Here is a 17,751-nt window from a genome sequence, read left to right as displayed (position 1 = left end):
ACGCAATCCACGCAACTACCTGGCCTTTCTCGGCCTCGCCGCAGCCCTCTGCTGCTACAAGCGGTACGTCCGCCTCACCACATAGGACACCGTCTTAGACACGGTCCACGTCACTCCCGCTCGTTCGAGCGACTTTTTCGAACCAACCGTCGCTGAGGAACGAAACTGACAACATGCCGCCGTCGTTCGTCAACCTCGAGTTGAAGGCGGGCCATTGGAACGGCAGGTCAATGAACGGCAACTGTCGGTGCTGCAGTGGGTGGAAGACGGGTGCCCTGCGGGCGTCTGGGAGACCAGCTCCTACAAGACCACCTGTCAGGCACTGCAGAACCGGGGCCTGGTCACGGTCTCCCGGAAGGGAGGGCAGTGGAGCGCAGCCCTTACGAGTGCAGGCCGACACTATCTGGCGCACGGCACCTACCCTCCCCGTGAGTTTCGCCCGAGGAAGGCCCAAGCCGCCGCTCCACGACCCCAGTCCACCCGGGCGCAGGAGACTCCGGCCGCCGCACGTAAGCCAGGCCCTCCCGCACAACCTCGTGTGACGTTCACGGAGCAGCTGTTGCAGGAGCTCGCGGACGCCGGCGGGCGGATCGTCAAGAGCGGTAACGGGCCGGAGTTGGAGAAGTGGCCGTCCCGCGTCGCCGCGGCACGCAGGTCCGGAAGGGTCCCGGAGACGAAGGAGTTGTACGGGGGCTGGTGCCCTGGCGGGTACGAGATCAAGCTCGTCGACATCCCCTCCTGGCGCCTCGCCGTCCTCGAACCCGTCCCCGTCCCCTCCCGGCTCGCGCGGCCACACACCGTGGTCCGGGCCATGCAAGCCGAATCCCAGCCGCTGGGCCTGACCAAGCCCGTCCAAGGACGTGCCCTCCGGCTCATTCATGCACTGGTCACCGCCGTCGAGGCCAATGGGCACTCCAGCTCAGCCGGACAGACCGACTTCGCGCCGCCATCTCATCGCCGCCGCAGCGCGTCTCCCCATTTCACCATCACCGCACAGGGCCAGACCGTGGGGTTTCTCGTCCTACAGGAGCAGGACCGGACCGAGCACGTCGCCACCGAGAAGGAACTCGCCGCCGCCCCGAAGAACTCCTGGATCAGGATCCCCCGCTACGACTACACCCCGTCCGAACGACTCCGCTTCGTCCTCAGCGGCGGCCAGCCGCACCGGTCGAGCGAATGGGCCGACGCCCCCAACCATCCTCTCGAAGACCAGCTCGCCGAAATCGCCCAAGAGGTCACGCTCCGTGGCGAAGCCGCCGAACGCAGACGCCTCGACGAGATCGAAGCAGCGCGCCAGAAGCGCATCCGCTGGGAAGCCGCCATGGAAGAAGCCCGCATCCGCTACGCCGAGGCGTACCGCGTCAGGCACTTCGAGGCGCAGGAAGCGGCATGGCGCCACGCCACCCGACTGACGGAGTACGTAAGCGCCGTACGCACGCGTGTCGACGCCATGCCTCCGGGCCAGGCCAGGATCGAAGCCGAATCATGGATCAGTTGGGCAGCGGCCACCATCGAGCGCCTCGACCCACAGAGCACACCGCCCCGACTGCCCGACATCCCCGAACCACGAGCCGACGATCTGAAGCCCTTCCTCGGGCACTGGAACCCCTACGGGCCCACCTACTGAGCGCCCGCTCCGCGAAACGTCCAGCCCGCCGAAGTACGGCCGTCCGGAACTCGGTTGATTTTCGTTCAAGTTCCCGCAAAGCCAGCCTTCGGAAGCACCGCTTCCACCCAGCAGGATCTGCACGATCAGTTAGGTGACACACCATCAGAACGAGCGTCAAATGAGCGTCACGAGCGTCATTTCAGCGTCAAGATATCGCCCGTAACGCCCACACCGCACATAATGCGCACACACAAAACCGCAGGTCAGGAGCCCTTCGCGGCCGGTTCAAGGATCGCGACACACTCAACGTGGTGGGTCATCGGGAACAGATCGAACGCCCGCAGCGTCCGCACCCGGTACCCGCCCTCCCGGAAGTACCCGAGGTCCCGTGCCAGCGCCGCCGGATCGCACGCCACGTACGCGATCCGCCGTGCGCTCAGCGACGACAGGTGCTCCACCGTCTTGCGCCCCGCCCCGGCCCGCGGCGGGTCCAGGACGATCAGGTCGACCTCCGTGATGCCCGTGCGCGGCAGCACGCTCTCGACCTTGCCCTGCTCGATCCGCACACGGTCGAAGTCGGCGAGGTTGTGGCGGGCGTCCTCCACCGCGCGCTTGCCGGACTCGATGCCGAGCACCGCACCCTGGTCGCCGACCCGGTCGGCGAGGGCGCCGGCGAAGAGGCCGACGCCGCAGTAGAGGTCGAGCGCCATGTCGCCCTTGCGCGGCAGCAGGCCCTGCATGACGGCCGTCACCAGGGTGTCCGCCGCCATCGGGTGGACCTGCCAGAAGCCGCCGTTGGCCACGCGGTGGGTGCGGCCGTCCGCGCGCTCGCGGACGAACGGGCGGCCGTGGACGCGGTGGACACCGCCGGAGCGCTCGTCGACGCGCAGGACGGACACCGGGCGGTCCAGCTCTACCAGCGGCAGGCGCGCGCCCGGCTTCGGCGTGAGGATCACCTGCCGGTCCTGCGAACCCGTCGCCGCGATCGCCTCGACGGAGTCCATGCCGGTCCAGTCGCGCTTCTCGACGCCCAGCTCGCTGACGCCCTCGGCGGCGATCATGCAGTGGTCGATCGGCTCGACCTCGTGCGAACGGTGCCGGCGCAGACCGGCCCGGCCGTCGGCCGTGACGGCGTACTGCACGCGCGTGCGCCAGGCCGGGACCTGGCCTGCGGGCACCTTGTCGCCCTCGGCGGGCACCACCGTGCCGTCCCAGCCGGCCTCCTCCGGGGTGAGCCCGGCCAGCCGCTGGAGCTGCTCGGCGATCACGTCGGCCTTGAGCCGCCGCTGCGCCCCGGGCTTTGCGTGCTGCCAGTCGCAGCCGCCGCAGCGGCCCGGGCCGGCGTACGGGCAGGGCTCGTCGATGCGGTCCTTGGAGGCGTCGAGCACGCGCACCGCGTCGGCCCGCAGGAACCGCGCGCCCTCCTCGCCCTCGGTGACCCGGGCCACCACCCGCTCACCGGGCAGGGCGTGCCGGACGAACAGCACCTGGCCCTCGGACGTACGGGCGATGCAGTGGCCGCCGTGGGCGACGGGGCCGACCTCGACCTCGTACTCCTCCCCCACCAGCGACTTCCTCGGTTCTGCCTGCATGGCGGGGTGACTCCATAACGCGTGAGGGACAAGTGCCGTACGGAAACGGCCGGACAACAGCCCACCAGTCTACGTGGCTGCGGCCCGGCCGATTCACACCCTCCGTCGGCTCACGGTTTGTGCTCGGTGGTCTCCTTCGACCGCACCTGCGCGGGGCCCCGGCGCACCGACCCCGGCGCGTTCCACTCCTGCTGCCTGCGGGCCCGCCGCTTGGCCACCTCGGAGGACTGCAGCTGGTACGGCACGGAGGTCACCATGATTCCCGGCGTGAACAGCAGCCGGCCCTTCAGCCGCAGGGCGCTCTGGTTGTGCAGCAGGTGCTCGTACCAGTGGCCGACGACGTACTCGGGGATGATCACGGAGACCGCGTCGCGCGGCGACTCCTTGCGCAGACTCTTGACGTACTCGATGACCGGCCGCGTGATCTCGCGGTAGGGCGAGTCCAGGACCTTCAGCGGTACGTCGATGCCGCGCCGGTTCCACTCCTCCTGCAGCGCCTTGGTCTCGGCCGGGTCGACGTTGACGCTGAGGGCTTCCAGGGTGTCCGAGCGCATCAGCTTGGCGTAGGCCAGGGCGCGCAGCGTCGGGCGGTGGATCTTGGAGATCAGCACGACCGAGTGGACCCGGGAGGGCCGGACGCTGTCGTCGCTCGGGCCGTCGGGGGCGGCGATCTCGGCGGCGACCCGGTCGTAGTGCTTACGGATGGCCGTCATCGTCGCGTAGAAGATCACCATGCCGAGCAGGGCGACCCAGGCGCCGTGCGTGAACTTGGTGACGAGGACCACCACCAGCACCAGGCCGGTGAAGAACGCGCCGAAGGCGTTGATGGCGCGCGAGCGGATCATGTGGCGGCGCTTTGCCTGGTCCTTCTCGGTGGCCAGGTGGCGGTTCCAGTGCCGGACCATGCCGGTCTGGCTGAGCGTGAAGGACACGAAGACGCCGACGATGTACAGCTGGATCAGGCGGGTGGAGTCGGCGCCGTAGACCCCGACCAGCAGGGCGGCGGCGCCCGCGAGGAGCACGATGCCGTTGGAGAAGGCCAGGCGGTCGCCGCGGGTGTGCAGCTGGCGCGGCAGGTAGCGGTCCTGGGCGAGGATCGAGCCGAGCAGCGGGAAGCCGTTGTAGGCGGTGTTGGCGGCGAGGAACAGCACCAGCGCGGTGGCCGCCGCCAGGACGACGAACAGGAAGCTGCCCTTGCCGAAGACGGCCTCGGCGACCTGGGAGATCACCGGGTTCTGCACGTAGTCGGGGCCGAGCGGGACGCCGTTGTGGACGAGGTCCTTGGCCGGGTTCTCGGCCATGCGCACGTCGGTCGCCGCGGCCAGCGCGATGATGCCGCAGAACATGGTGACGGCCAGCAGGCCCATCATCGCCAGCGTGGTCGCGGCGTTCCTCGACTTGGGCTTGCGGAAGGCCGGCACGCCGTTGGAGATCGCCTCGACGCCGGTGAGGGCGGCGCAGCCGGAGGAGAAGGCGCGCAGCAGCAGGAAGACCAGGGCGAAGCCGGCCAGGCCCGGGTGCTCGGGCTTGATGACGTAGTCCGCGGTCGGTGCCCGCATGCTGTCGTCCAGGACGAGTCCGCGGAAGGCGCCCCACGCGAGCATGGTGAAGACACCGGCGACGAAGACGTACGTCGGGATCGCGAAGAGGGTGCCCGACTCGCGCACACCGCGCAGGTTCATCAGGGTCAGCAGCACGATCACGCCGAGCGCGCAGGCGACCTTGTGCTCGACGACGAAGGGGATCGCGGAGCCGAGGTTCTCGATGCCGGAGGAGATCGAGACGGCGACGGTGAGGACGTAGTCCACGAGCAGCGCGCTGGCGACCGTCAGACCCGCCTTGGGGCCGAGGTTGGTGTTGGCCACCTCGTAGTCGCCGCCGCCACTGGGGTAGGCGTGCACGTTCTGACGGTACGAGGCCACGACGGTGAACATCAGGACGACGACCGCGACCGCGATCCACGGACTGAAGTGGTACGCCGTCACACCCGCGATCGACAGGACGAGCAGCACCTCGCCGGGCGCGTACGCCACGGAGGACAGCGGGTCGGAGGCGAAGACGGGGAGTGCGATGCGCTTCGGCAGGAGCGTTTCCCCGAGCCGGTCACTGCGCAGTGCGCGCCCGATCAGGATCCGTTTGGGCACGTCGGTCAGTTTGGACACAACAGAGGATCGTAAGCGTTCGAACGCGAGGTCGCCCACCCGCCACCCCTCATCGGCGTTCCCTCTGCTCTCCGAGTGAATTCACCGGCTCGTGCGGCTGCGGATTCCGCAGGTCACGCCACTTCCATGCCTATATGACTAAGCCCGTCCCCGACCTGGCCGTCACCACCCCAGGAGGCCCTCATGCACACCGCCGCGGAACTGATCGGCGCCGCAGCCACACTCGTCGTCCTCGGAATCCTCACTGTGGCGAGCGTGCGCAGCATCAGCCGCCGATGAGCAGCTGCGCCACCCCGGCCTCCAGCTCCTCGGGTCCGATGCTGTCCGTGCGGGTCGACGGAACCGTGCAGGCGTAGGCGCCGGCCACCGTGCCGTGCAGGGCGCATCGGTGGGGTGGTTCGTCGGCGAGCCAGGCGCGGAGGAACGCGGCCGCGAAGGCGTCGCCCGCGCCGTTGGAGTCGACGACCGGGGCCGGGGGCCTGGCGGCGGGTACGCGGGTCAGCGCGCCGCCGGCCAGCAGGTACGCCCCGTCGGCCCCGGCGGTGGCGACGACGGCCCGGGCGCGGCCCCGTTGGGCGATCCGCCGCATGACCGCCTCCGGGTCGGCGAGGGCCGCGCTGGAGAGGAAGACGAGGTCGGCCTCGTGGGCGAACGGCTCGTGGTACGGGTTCACCCCGTCCCAGTCGTGCAGGTCGGTGGAGATCGTGACGCCCGCCGCGCGCAGCACCGGCAGCGCGTGGACGCACGGCTGGGTGATGACGACGTGGGCGTGCCTGCTCACGGACGCCAGTTCCCGCACCGTCGCCTCGGGCAGCCGGTCCGTCTCCGCCGAGCGCGTGGCGTCGTACAGGGACAGCCGCCGCCCGTCGGGGTCGACGAGGTTGACCGCGCGCTTGGTGCCGAGCGGCTGAGGGACGGCGGTGAGCGGGACGCCCCGGTCGCGGTGGAGCGCCCGGACGAGCTCGCCCTCGGGGTCCTCGCCGAGCATGTCGAGGTGGTGCGTGCGCAGCCCCAGCCCGCTCAGCGCCAGTGCGACGAAGTCCCCGCTCTGGCCCGCGCGCGTCACGATCCCGGGCCGGATCATGTGGCTGTCCGCGTAAGGGACGGGCAGTTCGGGCACGTGCACGATCGTGTCCACGCCCGCGCCGCCCAGCACCAGGACGTCGATCTCGATGGTCATGGCAGATTCCTCCTTCACCCGGGATCGCGCCGAGACCCTGGCAGGGCCCGGGCAACGCCCCCGGCTTTGCCGATACGTTGGAGTCGGGCAGCCGGACGCGGCACCGCCCCCGGAGGGCATCATGGCCTGATTCCACCGGCATGATGTTGCCTGGCGGCCCGCACTCAGGCCGCGACGTGTTGCCTGGCGAGCCGAAAGAGAGACATGAGCACGACATTCATGAAGGCCAGAGAGCCTGCAGGAAGCACGGTGTGACGCGATGCATATTGTCATCATGGGTTGCGGAAGGGTGGGTTCCGCTCTGGCCCAGAACCTCGAGCAACAGGGGCACACGGTCGCCGTGGTCGACCAGGACCCCACCGCCTTCCGCCGGCTGGGCTCGGGGTTCGGCGGCCGCCGCGTCACGGGCGTCGGCTTCGACCAGGACACCCTGCGCGAGGCGGGCATCGAGGAGGCCGGCGCCTTCGCCGCCGTCTCCAGCGGTGACAACTCCAACATCATCGCCGCCCGCGTGGCCCGTGAGATGTTCGGCATCGAGAACGTCGCCGCCCGCATCTACGACCCGCGCCGCGCCGAGGTCTACCAGCGGCTGGGCATCCCCACCGTCGCGACCGTCCGCTGGACGGCCGACCAGATGCTGCGCCGGCTGCTCCCCTCCGGCGCCGAGCCGCTGTGGCGCGACCCGACCGGCGGTGTCCAGCTCGCCGAGGTGCACACCTCCACCGCCTGGGTAGGCCACAAGATCAGCCGGATCCAGGAGGAGACCGGCGTGCGCGTGGCGTTCCTGACCCGGCTCGGCGAGGCGGTCCTGCCCACCTCGCAGACGGTGCTGCAGGAGGGCGACCTGGTGCACGTGATGATGCGCACCGACGAGGTCGACAAGGTCGAGGCGGCGTTCGCCAAGGGTCCCGAAGAGGAGGGCGGTCACTGATGAGGGTCGCCATTGCCGGAGCCGGCGCGGTCGGCCGCTCGATCGCGGGCGAACTGCTGGAGAACGGCCACGAGGTCCTGCTGATCGACAAGGCGCCGACCGCCATCTCGGTCGAGCGCGTCCCGCAGGCCGAGTGGCTGCTGGCCGACGCGTGCGAGATCACGTCCCTGGACGAGGCGGCGCTCCAGCGCTGCAACGTCGTGATCGCCGCGACGGGCGACGACAAGGTCAACCTGGTCGTGTCCCTGCTGGCCAAGACGGAGTACGGCGTCCCGCGCGTCGTCGCCCGGGTGAACAACCCGAAGAACGAGTGGCTGTTCAACGAGTCCTGGGGCGTGGACGTCGCCGTCTCCACGCCGCGTCTGATGTCGGCCCTGGTCGAGGAGGCGGTGAGCGTGGGCGACCTGGTCCGCCTGCTCCGCTTCAGCCACGGCGACGCCAACCTCGTCGAGCTGACCCTGCCGGAGGAGTCGGCCCTGGCCGGCACGCAGGTGGGCGACGTCGAGTGGCCCGAGGACACGTCCCTGGTCACGATCATCCGCGGCACGCGCGTCCTGACCCCCTCCCGGGAGGACTCCCTGGAGGCGGGCGACGAACTCCTCTTCGTGGCCGCGCAGGCCCGTGAGGAGCAGCTGGAGGACCTGCTGTCGGTACGCCGGGACAGCGCGGCGAGCTGACGGGCCGGGCAGGCACACGGAAGGGGCGTCCCGCACCACGCGGGACGCCCCTTCACTCAGTTCTGCGGGATCACTGCCCGTCACCAGCTCGGCGGCGTCCCTGCCCCGTCACCAGCTCGGCGGGATCACTGCTCGGCGGAGCGGGCCGCGGCCTGCCGTTCCCTCTCCTCGGCGGCCTTCTCCTCCGCCTCCATCTCCGCGAACACGTCGATCGGCGCGGGCGCCTTGGCCAGGAAGACCCAGGTCAGCCACACCGCGAGCAGGAAGGGCGGGATCTTCAGGGCGACCAGGACCCAGCCGAGCTGCGTCGTGTCGGCCCACCAGTACAGCGGGAAGAGGATCGCGCACTTGGCGAGCAGGATCGCGCCCCAGGCGTAACTGGCCTTCGTGTAGGCCTTCTTGCGCCCCGGGTTCCGGGTGCGCCAGGAGAGGTTCTCCTTGAAGACCGGGCCGAGGATCAGCCCGATCAGCGGCACCCCGCACACGGCCGTGATCACGTACGCGAGCCCGAGGCCCAGCGTGTAGAGCATGCCGGGCAGGTAGAAGTCCTTGGCGTTGCCGGTCATCATCGCGAAGACGACACCGAAGGCCACACCGAAGACACCGCTGAAGGCGTGCTTGACGGTGTCCTTCATCACCAGCCGGACCACGACCAGCACCAGCGACACGGCCAGCGCCGCGATCGCCGACAGGTGCAGGTCCTTGTTGATCGTGTAGATGGTGACGAAGAGCAGGCCGGGCACCACCGTCTCGACCATGCCCCGCACGCCGCCGAACGCCTCGAACAGGGCGGCCTCGGTCACCGCCCGGGCGTCGTCCGCAGAATTCTCTTCGGTCGGCTTGTCGAGCGACGTCACCGGCTACTCCCGTCCGAGGGGTCTCAGTTCGTACTTGGGATTGAACAGCACCCGGCGGCCCCGGCTCATCGAGATCCGGCCCGATGCGATCAGCTTGCGGCCCGGCTCTATGCCCACGATGGACCGCCGGCCGAGCCACACCACGTCCAGTGCGGCCGAGCCGTCGAACAGCTCGGCCTCCAGGGCCGGGACTCCGGCGCGGGGGCGCAGGGTGACCGTGCGCAAGGTACCAGTAACCGTCACTATCTGGCGGTCCTGGCAGTCTCCGATCCGGGTACAGCCGGCCGTCTCGGTGTCCTCCCGCAGTTCCTCGGACTCCAGGTCCTCCTGCGACGAGGAGAGCCGGTCGAGCATGCGCCGGAACCGGCCCGCCGGCTTTTCGGAACGAGGAACAGCACTCATATCTGAAGCGTACCGGGGCGTGCCGACATCTCCGTAGCCCCGCGGCGGCGAGGACCCCGTCGAGCGGGCACGGCTCACTTCTCGAACCGGTACCCCATCCCCGGCTCCGTGATGAAGTGCCTGGGACGGGACGGATCCGCCTCCAGTTTCCTCCGCAGCTGTGCCATGTACACGCGCAGATAGTTGGTCTCCGTCCCGTACGACGGCCCCCACACCTCCTGCAGCAGCTGCTTCTGCCCGACCAGGCGGCCGCTGTTGCGCACCAGTACTTCCAGCAGGTGCCACTCGGTGGGGGTCAGCCGGACGTCCTTCCCGGCACGGTGGACCTTCTTCGCGGCCAGGTCGACGGTGAACTCCCCGGTCTCCACGATCACGTCGCCCTCACCGCCCCCGGCCGGCTCGGCCCGGCGCACGGCGGCCCGCAGCCGCGCCAGCAGCTCGTCCATGCCGAACGGCTTGGTGACGTAGTCGTCGGCGCCCGCGTCCAGCGCCTCGACCTTCTCGTCGGAGGAGTGCCGGGCGGACAGCACCAGGATCGGCACCCGCGTCCAGCCGCGCAGGCCCCTGATCACCTCGACGCCGTCCATGTCGGGCAGCCCGAGGTCGAGGACGACCACGTCGGGGTGGCGGGCCGCGGCGAGCTGGAGGGCCGTGGCGCCGTCGTGGGCCGCGTCGACCTCGTACGTGCGTGCCTTGAGGTTGATCACGAGGGCGCGGACGATCTGCGGCTCGTCGTCGACCACCAGGACGCGGGTCATGAGGCCTGCCTTTCCGGTTCTGCCAGAGGTGCCGCGGGGTCCGCCGGGAGGACCGGCTCCGGGCGCGTTCCCGCCGCGCGGAGGGTGAGGACCATGGTGAGTCCGCCGCCGGGGGTGTCCTCGGCGTTCAGGGTGCCGCCCATGGCCTCGGCGAAGCCGCGCGCCACCGCGAGCCCCAGACCCACCCCGGCGCCGCGCGGGGCGTCGCCGTAGCGCTGGAAGGGTTCGAAGATACGTTCCTTCGCCGTGTCCGGGACGCCCGGTCCCCGGTCGGCCACCCGCACCTCGACCCGGTCGGCGAGCGCGCTGGCGGCGACCAGCACGGGCACGCCGGGCGGACCGTACTTGACGGCGTTCTCGACGAGGTTGGCCATCGCCCGCTCCAGCAGACCCGGGTCGACCTCGACCATGGGCAGGCTCTCCGGCACGTCCAGGTCGACACTGCCCTCGGGCACGCCGCCGAGCGCCATCGGCGCCACCTCGTCGAGGTCGATCTCCCGGATGAGCGGGGTGACGGTGCCGGTCTGCAGGCGGGACATGTCGAGCAGGTTCCCGACGAGGTGGTCGAGCCGGTCGGCACCCTCCTCGATGCCCTCCAGCAGCTCGGCCCGGTCCTCCTCGGACCACTCGACGTCCTCGGACCGCAGCGAGGACACCGCCGCCTTGATCCCGGCCAGCGGTGTGCGCAGGTCGTGGCTGACGGCGGCCAGCAGCGCCGTGCGGATGCGGTTGCCCTCGGCGAGCCCCCGGGCCCGGTCGGCCTCCTCGCGGAGCCGGCGCCGGTCCAGCACGACGGCGGCCTGGGCGGCGAAGGCGGCCAGCACCCGGCGGTCCTCGGCGGGCAGGACCCGGCCGGTCAGCGCGAGGGCCATGTGGTCCCCGACCGGCATGTCCACGTCCGCCTGGTCGGGCCGCTCGACGGCACGCCCCTGGCCGACGCGGCCTGCGCAGGTCCACGGCTCGACGTCGCCGGCCCGTTCCAGCAGGGCGGCGGACTCCATGCCGAAGGTCTCCCGGACCCGTTCCAGCAGCTCCTCCAGGCCGGTCTCGCCGCGCAGCACGTTGCCCGCGAGGAACGACAGGATCTCCGACTCGGCCCGCAGCCGGGCCGCCTGGTGGGTGCGGCGGGCGGCGAGGTCGACCACGGAGGCCACCGCCGCGCCGACGGCCACGAAGATCACGATGGCGACGATGTTCTTCGGGTCGGCGATGGTCCACCGGTGCAGCGGCGGTGTGTAGAAGTAGTTCAGCAGCAGCGACCCGACGGCCGCCGAGGCCAGGGCCGGCGCCAGCCCGCCGAGCAGGGCCGCCGCCACCGTCAGCGCCAGGAACAGCAGCATGTCGTTGGCGAGGCCGAGTTCGACGGTGCTCAGCAGTGCCGTCAGGACCGGCGGCCCGGCGACACCGGCGATCCAGCCCCACACCCGCCGGGACCGCCCGAGGCGCACGCCCCGGGCCACCGGCAGGCCGCGGCCCTTGGCGACCTCGTCATGGGTGACGATGTGCACGTCGAGGTCGGGCCCGGACTCCCGCGCGACGGTGGCGCCGACGCCGGGCCCGAAGACGTACTGCCAGGTCTTGCGGCGGGAGGAGCCGAGGACGATCTGGGTGGCGTTCACACCGCGGGCGAAGGAGAGCAGAGCGGCCGGTATGTCGTCGCCGACCACGTGGTGGAAGGTGCCGCCGAGGTCCTCGGCCAGCGTTCGCTGGAGGGCCAGTTCCTTGGGCGAGGCGGAGGCCAGCCCGTCGCTGCGCGCTATGTACACGGCGAGCACCTCGCCGCCGGCGCCCTTCTCGGCCAGCCGGGCGGCGCGTCGGATGAGCGTACGGCCCTCGGGGCCGCCGGTCAGGCCGACCACGATCCGCTCCCGCGAGCCCCATATCCGCGAGACCCGGTGTTCGCTGCGGTACTGGGTGAGGTGGGCGTCGACCCGGTCGGCCACCCACAGCAGGGCCAGCTCGCGCAGGGCGGTGAGGTTGCCGGGGCGGAAGTAGTTCGACAAGGCCGCGTCGACCTTGTCGGGCTGGTAGATGTTGCCGTGCGCCATCCTCCGCCGCAGCGCCTCGGGCGACATGTCGACCAGCTCGACCTGGTCGGCCCGCCGCACCACCTCGTCCGGCACGGTCTCCTGCTGCCGCACGCCGGTGATCGACTCGACGACGTCGCCGAGGGACTCCAGGTGCTGGATGTTGACGGTCGAGACGACATCGATGCCGGCCGCCAGCAGTTCCTCCACGTCCTGCCAGCGCTTGGCGTTGCGGGAGCCGGGGACGTTGGTGTGGGCGAGTTCGTCCACCAGGGCGACCTGGGGCCCGCGGGCGAGCACGGCGTCGAGGTCCATCTCGGGGAAGACGCCCCCGCGGTACTCCAGCTCCCGGCGCGGCACCTGCTCGAGGCCGTGCAGCATCACCTCGGTGCGGGGCCGGCCGTGGTGCTCGGCGAAGGCGACCACGCAGTCGGTGCCCCGCTCGACGCGGCGGTGCGCCTCGGACAGCATCGCGTACGTCTTGCCGACGCCCGGTGCCGCACCGAGGTAGATCCGTAGCTTGCCGCGTGCCATGGCCCCATTGTCTTCCGGTCCGCTGCCCGCGCAGCGTCGAGCTCCGCTGCCTGCGCAGCGTCGACCTTACGGCCGGCCGCGGCGGCGTGCCGGTGCCGGACGGGTCCGCGGGACCGTCTTTGACGGAACCCTGACGCGCCCGGCCGGGCGGAGGCCTCAGGCGGGGTTGTCGCCGTGGGTGAGGGTCTCCCAGGCGACGAAGAGGTTGTTGCTGCCGGCCGGGCGGCCGCGCAGGGTCAGCGTCTCGGTATTGGTCATGGCGTGCCCGAGGCGGTTGGCGAGGGCGTTGTGGCCGACCTCGGGTATCGGGCCGAGTCCGGGCTTGAGCGAGCCGCCGCACAGCCAGCTCGGGACGGCGCCGCCGAGCTCGTACTTGGCGTGGAAGCCGAGCCCGTGCCGCAGCCGCTCCCCCACGTCCGTGCCGTAGAGGTCCTGGCCCTGGATCCGGCTGGTCTCGGCGACGTGCGAGATGGCCGAGAGGCCGTAGCCGGTGTGCGTGAAGTCGCGGCAGGTCTCCTGGCTGAGCCCGTTGACGAAGGTCGACTGCCCCTGCCAGTACTTGACGATCTTGTCCCGGGTGTCGAGGTTCTGGCTGGGGACGGTCTTCGGCAGCGCGCCGTCGGACTCCAGGTAGACGTAGGCGGCCGTCCGGGTGCGGAACTTCGCCATGGCCTTGTCGTAGGACGCCTTGTCCTCCAGGAAGACGGAGATGCCGACGGCGGCCTCCATCATCGACAGCTCCCAGTTCCCGTTGGAGTTGGAGCCGTTGATGATCTCGGGCAGGTAGACGGTGCGGAGCATGGTGGCGAAGCGCCCGGAGCCGGCCCAGGTCCCGGTGTACGTGTACTTGATGATCTCGGCGGCCCTGGGCCAGGAGGAGCCCGCCCAGCCGGTCTGCAGGGGCGCGTTGCTGTTGGTGTGGTCGCGGATCACGGCGGACCAGGCGTCCATCAGCTCGATGGCCTTGCGCGCGTGCCGTTCGTCGCGCGTGATGTACCAGGCCAGGGCGTGGGTGTACGCGGCGATCGCGTCCTCGCGTTCGTCGGTGCAACCGTAGTTGGGGTTGGAGTACGAGCCGCACTCGACGACCGCCCGGGGCTTGGGTGTGCGGTTCAGGTCGGCGTACCTGCTCGCCATCATCTGGTCGAAGGCGCCCTTCCAGGGCTGGGCGCCGGCGGTGACCTTGGACCGGGCGAAGTCCAACTGGCCCTTGGAGACGGTGACGCCGGGGTGGACGAAGGCCGCGGGGGCGGCGGGGGCGCTGGGGGCGGCTCCGGCGGGCCAGGCGAGGACTCCGGCGACGAGGGCGGCCGCGGCCGCGAAGAGAGCGGTTCTGCGCATGCGTGGGGGCCTTCTGTTCTCGTATGTGAACGCAAAGCGCCTTTATGAACGGGCGCGTGGTCGGAGACGGTAGGTACAGACCAATGCGCCGTCAAGGTTCCGCGCACGACGAAGGGCCGCGCCCCGGTGGGGTGCGGCCCTGGTGTGTCTCCGCGCGTCAGCGGACCTCGGTGATCTCCGGTCCGCGCTGGAGCTGGCCCATTCCGCCGGCGAAACGGGAGCCCTCCTCCTGCTGCACGCCCTCGGGGACCATCTGGGCGTCGTTCGGCAGCTTCAGGACGATCGGGTCGCGGGGCGCCATCGGGCCCTCGCCGCGGACCACGACCGTGTCCCGGAAGATCTGCTCCAGCAGCCCGGCGGCCTGCGGCTGCACCGCGCCCTGGCCGGAGATGACCCCGCGCAGGAACCAGCGGGGGCCGTCCACGCCGACGAACCGCACGACCTGGAAGCCGCCGGTGCCGTCCGGCAGCTGGACGGGCACTTGGGCACGCAGCTCCCAGCCCAGCGGACCCTCGACCTCGTCGACGATGCCGCCCTGCTGGGTGATGCCGGTGCCGATCTCCTCGCGCACCTCGCCCCAGATGCCCTCGCGCTTGGGCGCGGCGAAGGCCTGCAGCTGGATGGCGCTGTCGCGCAGCACGACCGTCGCCGCGACGATCGCGTCGCCCGCGACCTCGACCCTGAGCTCCATGCCGTCGACGCCCGGCACGAACAGGCCCCCCAGGTCCACCCGGCCCTCGGCCGGGTCGCGCACCTCGGAGCTGTCCCAGGGTCCGTCGGGGCGCGGCGCCGGTTCGAGCCTCAGGCGCCCGCCCTCTTCGTCCGCCTCGGTGTCGACACCGTCGACGACCTGCTCGGCCTCGCCGGCCGCGTCCTCGGCGGCATCCCTCTTCTTGCGACGTCCGAACACGTCACTGTCCTTCCCGGTCGGATACGACCGAAGCGTATCGATTCCCACCCGCCTGACCGCCCAGGGCGGCCTGACCGCTTGTGCCGCTGCCGTCCACCGCCGCATGGCCTCCGGTGGACCCGAAGCCCCCCTCGGCCCGCGCGGAGCCGGGAAGCTCCGCCACCTCCTGGAAGCGGACCCTCTCGACCTGCTGGACGACCAGTTGGGCAATCCGGTCGAAGCGCTCGAACCGCACGGCCTCGCGCGGGTCGAGATTCACCACGATCACCTTGATCTCCCCACGGTACCCGGCATCAACCGTCCCCGGGGCATTCACCAGGGCGACGCCGCAGCGCGCGGCCAGGCCGGATCGCGGGTGCACGAAGGCCGCGTACCCCTCGGGCAGCGCCACAGACACCCCCGTGGGCAGCACGGCCCGCTCCCCGGGCGCCAGTTCACACGCCTCGGTGGTGCGCAGATCGGCTCCCGCGTCACCGGGGTGCGCGTACGACGGGAGCGGTACGTCCGGATCGACGCGCCGGATCAGCACGTCCATGGGCCGGCGGCTCACGGGTTCACCTCGAAGGCACGCGCGCGCCGGACCTGGTCCGGGTCGTTCAAGGCCGCCTGGATCTCCTCCTGGCGGCCGTGGTCGACGAAGTGGTCGACCTTCACCTCGATGAACAGCGCGTCGGCGCGCACGGCGACGGGACCGTCGGGGCCGCCGACCCGGCCGGTCGCGGTCGAGTAGATCTTCCGCCCGGCCACGGCCGTCACCTCCGCCTCCAGGTGCAGCGTGGTGCCGACCGGCACCGGCCGTACGAAGTCGGTCTCCAGCCGTCCGGTCACGGCGATCGTGCGCAGCAGCCAGTTCAGCGAGCCGAGGGTCTCGTCCAGGGCACTGGCGAGCACACCGCCGTGCGCCAGTCCCGGCGCCCCCTGGTGGGCGGGCTGCACGGTGAACTCGGCGGTGAGGGAGACGCCCTCGCCGGCCCGGGCCTGAAGGTGCAGCCCGTGCGGCTGATCCCCGCCACAGCCGAAACACTGGCCGTAGTGCGCGCCGAGGAGCTCACCGGGCGCCGGGGCGTCCGGATGCCGCACCGGTCGGACGGCGTCGGCCGGGGGCTGAAGGGCTGCGGAAGTACCACTCACAGGCGCAGACCTTACCCGCGCGTCGGCCCCTTCCGGACACCGTGCCAAGCTTGGCTCCATGCAGCTCTCCGCCGCCCCCTACGAAGAACGCCTCACCGCCCCGCGGACCTGGTGGCTGATCTCGTTCCTCGTGGGCGTCTCCATGGCCCTGGTCCTCCTCCCGTTCGGCACGCTGCCGATGCTCGGCGGGCTGGCCGGGGGCACCGCGGTCGCGGCCGTCGCCGCGAGTTCGTACGGTTCGGTCCGCATCCGTGTCGTGGGCGATTCCCTGATCGCCGGGGAGGCGCGGATCCCGCTGGCGGCACTGGGCGAGGCGGAGGTGCTGGACGCGGAGGAGGCCCGCGCCTGGCGCACCCACAAGGCCGACCCGCGCGCCTTCCTGCTGCTGCGCGCCTACATCCCCACGGCCCTGCGCGTGGAGGTCACTGACCCGCAGGACCCGACGCCCTACCTGTACCTGTCCACGCGCGAGCCGGAGCGGCTGGCGCAGGCGCTGCGCGCGGCGAAGCCGCAGTAGCACAGCCGCTCGGTTCCTCACCCGGCAGCTCTGGGCCTCGCCCGGCAGCTATGGGCCTCGCCCGGCAGCTGGTGACCTGTCCGGTCGGCGGGCTTCCCTCCGGAGACGGACGGCGGGCCTCAGCGCCCGCCGTCGCGCCCGCCGTCGGCTCCGCCGTCGCGCTTATCGTCCGCGCCGCCCTCGCGCTCGTCGTCGTGGTGGCCCAGGGGGTCGTGGGTGATCGCGCCCATCCTCAGGGCGTCCGCCGGCTGTTCCAGGGCGGGCAGCGCGTCCAGGGCGTCCCAGGGCACCTGGATCCTGCGCAGGTCCTGACGGATCCGCGCGGCGAGCTTTCTCGTCTCACTGCGGTTCATGGCCGCGCCCACGGCGGCACCCACCAGGAACGGCATCAGGTTCGGCATGTTGCGGACCATCCGCTTCATGATCCGCTGGCGCAGCTCGCGCTTCATGCGGCTGTTCAGCGCCGTGCTGTAGGTCGACGGCTTGGTCGTGTCGATGCCGCGTTCCCCCGACCACGAGTCGAGGTAGGCGGTGCTGCGCTGCTTGAGGCTGCCGGGCGGCCGTACGCCGTAGACCTCGTGGAGTTCGGCGATCAGCTTCAGCTCGATCGCGGCGACGCCGGTGACCTCGGCGGCCAGTTCCGTCGGCATCGCGGGCGGCACGGGCAGCATGGCCGCCGCTCCGACGCCGGCCCCGACCGTCGCCGTCGCCTTCGCCGCGCCCGCGACGAGCTTGTCCGCCAGCTCCTCGGGCCCGAGGCCCGGGAACTGCCTGCGCAGCGTCGCCAGGTCCCGCACGGGGACCCGCGGGGCCAGTTCGATGATCCGGTCAGCGAGGAACGCGAGCCCCGCCCGGGCCCTCTCGCCGCCCTTGCGGGCGCTCTGTCTGGCCCGCTCCCGGATCGCCCCCGCCCGCCGTCGGGCGACGGGTGCGGGGACGTCCACGGATGCCGGGAGGTCACCCCGGTCCGCTGCCGGTTCGAGCGAGGCCGCCCCCGTACCGGCGGAGCCTCGCTCGTCGTCACGCGCGCCGTACTGCGGGCCTTCGTCGATCGGCCCTTCGTCCGCCTTCCGCTTGGAGAAGCGGCGCTTCCAGGGAGGGGTCGAGCCAGTCACGGCCGACC

General features: G+C 71.4%; 16 protein-coding genes. 4 read left to right on the top strand and 12 right to left on the bottom strand.

Annotation, left to right across the window (positions count from 1 at the left end):
- Positions 1-538: 538 nt before the first annotated feature.
- Positions 539-1,627, top strand: coding sequence for a hypothetical protein (locus tag ABTZ58_RS24695; RefSeq protein WP_351360559.1), 1,089 nt, complete (start codon positions 539-541; stop codon positions 1,625-1,627).
- Positions 1,628-1,872: 245 nt separating this feature from the next.
- On the opposite strand, the gene ABTZ58_RS24690 is transcribed toward ABTZ58_RS24695, so the two are convergent.
- The 3 genes from ABTZ58_RS24690 to ABTZ58_RS24680 form a co-directional block, all read right to left on the bottom strand.
- On the bottom strand, positions 1,873-3,201 hold the full coding sequence (locus tag ABTZ58_RS24690) for a class I SAM-dependent RNA methyltransferase (RefSeq protein WP_351360556.1): 1,329 nt from the start codon (positions 3,199-3,201) through the stop codon (positions 1,873-1,875).
- A 110-nt stretch (positions 3,202-3,311) separates the two neighbouring features.
- Positions 3,312-5,363, bottom strand: a complete 2,052-nt coding sequence (locus tag ABTZ58_RS24685; protein ID WP_351360553.1) for an APC family permease — start codon at positions 5,361-5,363, stop codon at positions 3,312-3,314.
- Positions 5,364-5,628: 265 nt separating this feature from the next.
- Positions 5,629-6,543, bottom strand: coding sequence for a PfkB family carbohydrate kinase (locus ABTZ58_RS24680; protein WP_351360551.1), 915 nt, complete (start codon positions 6,541-6,543; stop codon positions 5,629-5,631).
- A 259-nt stretch (positions 6,544-6,802) separates the two neighbouring features.
- On the opposite strand from ABTZ58_RS24680, the gene ABTZ58_RS24675 reads away from it, so the two are divergent.
- Both ABTZ58_RS24675 and ABTZ58_RS24670 read left to right on the top strand, forming a co-directional pair.
- Entirely contained in the window at positions 6,803-7,474 is a 672-nt protein-coding gene (locus tag ABTZ58_RS24675; RefSeq protein WP_033308364.1) for a potassium channel family protein, read from the top strand.
- Positions 7,474-8,151, top strand: coding sequence for a potassium channel family protein (locus ABTZ58_RS24670; RefSeq protein ID WP_010035052.1), 678 nt, complete (start codon positions 7,474-7,476; stop codon positions 8,149-8,151). The genes ABTZ58_RS24675 and ABTZ58_RS24670 overlap by 1 nt, the downstream gene beginning before the upstream one ends.
- A gap of 125 nt (positions 8,152-8,276) precedes the next feature.
- On the opposite strand, the gene ABTZ58_RS24665 is transcribed toward ABTZ58_RS24670, so the two are convergent.
- From ABTZ58_RS24665 to ABTZ58_RS24630, 8 genes are all read right to left on the bottom strand, one after another.
- Positions 8,277-9,008, bottom strand: coding sequence for a DUF3159 domain-containing protein (locus tag ABTZ58_RS24665; protein WP_309094476.1), 732 nt, complete (start codon positions 9,006-9,008; stop codon positions 8,277-8,279).
- 3 nt (positions 9,009-9,011) lie between these two features.
- Entirely contained in the window at positions 9,012-9,410 is a 399-nt protein-coding gene (locus ABTZ58_RS24660) for an OB-fold nucleic acid binding domain-containing protein (protein ID WP_351360546.1), read from the bottom strand.
- A 74-nt stretch (positions 9,411-9,484) separates the two neighbouring features.
- Positions 9,485-10,168, bottom strand: a complete 684-nt coding sequence (locus ABTZ58_RS24655; RefSeq protein WP_351360543.1) for a response regulator — start codon at positions 10,166-10,168, stop codon at positions 9,485-9,487.
- Positions 10,165-12,729 (bottom strand): sensor histidine kinase, encoded by a 2,565-nt coding sequence (locus ABTZ58_RS24650; protein ID WP_351360540.1) that lies wholly within the window; start codon positions 12,727-12,729, stop codon positions 10,165-10,167. The genes ABTZ58_RS24655 and ABTZ58_RS24650 overlap by 4 nt, the downstream gene beginning before the upstream one ends.
- A 156-nt stretch (positions 12,730-12,885) precedes the next feature.
- The gene (locus ABTZ58_RS24645) at positions 12,886-14,070 is read right to left on the bottom strand and encodes an alginate lyase family protein (RefSeq protein WP_351360537.1); all 1,185 of its coding nucleotides are present in this window, start codon (positions 14,068-14,070) and stop codon (positions 12,886-12,888) included.
- 157 nt (positions 14,071-14,227) lie between these two features.
- Positions 14,228-14,980 carry a DUF3710 domain-containing protein gene (locus ABTZ58_RS24640; protein ID WP_309094472.1) on the bottom strand — a complete coding sequence of 251 codons (753 nt, stop codon included), beginning with the start codon at positions 14,978-14,980 and terminating at the stop codon, positions 14,228-14,230.
- Between the two features lies 1 nt (position 14,981).
- Positions 14,982-15,530, bottom strand: a complete 549-nt coding sequence (gene dut / locus ABTZ58_RS24635) for a dUTP diphosphatase (RefSeq protein WP_351360534.1) — start codon at positions 15,528-15,530, stop codon at positions 14,982-14,984.
- The gene (locus ABTZ58_RS24630) at positions 15,527-16,111 is read right to left on the bottom strand and encodes a PaaI family thioesterase (protein WP_351360531.1); all 585 of its coding nucleotides are present in this window, start codon (positions 16,109-16,111) and stop codon (positions 15,527-15,529) included. Before ABTZ58_RS24630 ends, dut begins: the two co-directional genes overlap by 4 nt.
- A gap of 58 nt (positions 16,112-16,169) precedes the next feature.
- Between ABTZ58_RS24630 and ABTZ58_RS24625 the strand changes: the two genes are divergently transcribed.
- A complete protein-coding gene (locus ABTZ58_RS24625; protein WP_309094469.1) occupies positions 16,170-16,628 on the top strand; it encodes a DUF3093 domain-containing protein in 459 nt (152 codons plus the stop codon).
- A gap of 119 nt (positions 16,629-16,747) precedes the next feature.
- On the opposite strand, the gene ABTZ58_RS24620 is transcribed toward ABTZ58_RS24625, so the two are convergent.
- Entirely contained in the window at positions 16,748-17,743 is a 996-nt protein-coding gene (locus ABTZ58_RS24620; protein ID WP_351360528.1) for a hypothetical protein, read from the bottom strand.
- Positions 17,744-17,751 lie beyond the last annotated feature (8 nt).

This window comes from Streptomyces sp. NPDC094143, from assembly GCF_040303825.1.
In the GTDB taxonomy this organism is placed as follows: domain Bacteria; phylum Actinomycetota; class Actinomycetes; order Streptomycetales; family Streptomycetaceae; genus Streptomyces.
Note: the sequence above shows the minus strand (reverse complement) of the source record. Positions and strands in the feature narration are given on the sequence as shown.

What these genes read in the sequence shown, in the direction of transcription:
- ABTZ58_RS24690 (WP_351360556.1), bottom strand. Translation starts at nt 3,201, where the DNA reads ATGCAGGCAGAACCGAGGAAGTCGCTGGTGGGGGAGGAGTACGAGGTC.
- ABTZ58_RS24680 (WP_351360551.1), bottom strand. Translation starts at nt 6,543, where the DNA reads ATGACCATCGAGATCGACGTCCTGGTGCTGGGCGGCGCGGGCGTGGAC.
- ABTZ58_RS24675 (WP_033308364.1), top strand. Translation starts at nt 6,803, where the DNA reads ATGCATATTGTCATCATGGGTTGCGGAAGGGTGGGTTCCGCTCTGGCC.
- ABTZ58_RS24670 (WP_010035052.1), top strand. Translation starts at nt 7,474, where the DNA reads ATGAGGGTCGCCATTGCCGGAGCCGGCGCGGTCGGCCGCTCGATCGCG.
- ABTZ58_RS24660 (WP_351360546.1), bottom strand. Translation starts at nt 9,410, where the DNA reads ATGAGTGCTGTTCCTCGTTCCGAAAAGCCGGCGGGCCGGTTCCGGCGC.
- ABTZ58_RS24655 (WP_351360543.1), bottom strand. Translation starts at nt 10,168, where the DNA reads ATGACCCGCGTCCTGGTGGTCGACGACGAGCCGCAGATCGTCCGCGCC.
- ABTZ58_RS24650 (WP_351360540.1), bottom strand. Translation starts at nt 12,729, where the DNA reads ATGGCACGCGGCAAGCTACGGATCTACCTCGGTGCGGCACCGGGCGTC.
- ABTZ58_RS24645 (WP_351360537.1), bottom strand. Translation starts at nt 14,070, where the DNA reads ATGCGCAGAACCGCTCTCTTCGCGGCCGCGGCCGCCCTCGTCGCCGGA.
- ABTZ58_RS24625 (WP_309094469.1), top strand. Translation starts at nt 16,170, where the DNA reads ATGCAGCTCTCCGCCGCCCCCTACGAAGAACGCCTCACCGCCCCGCGG.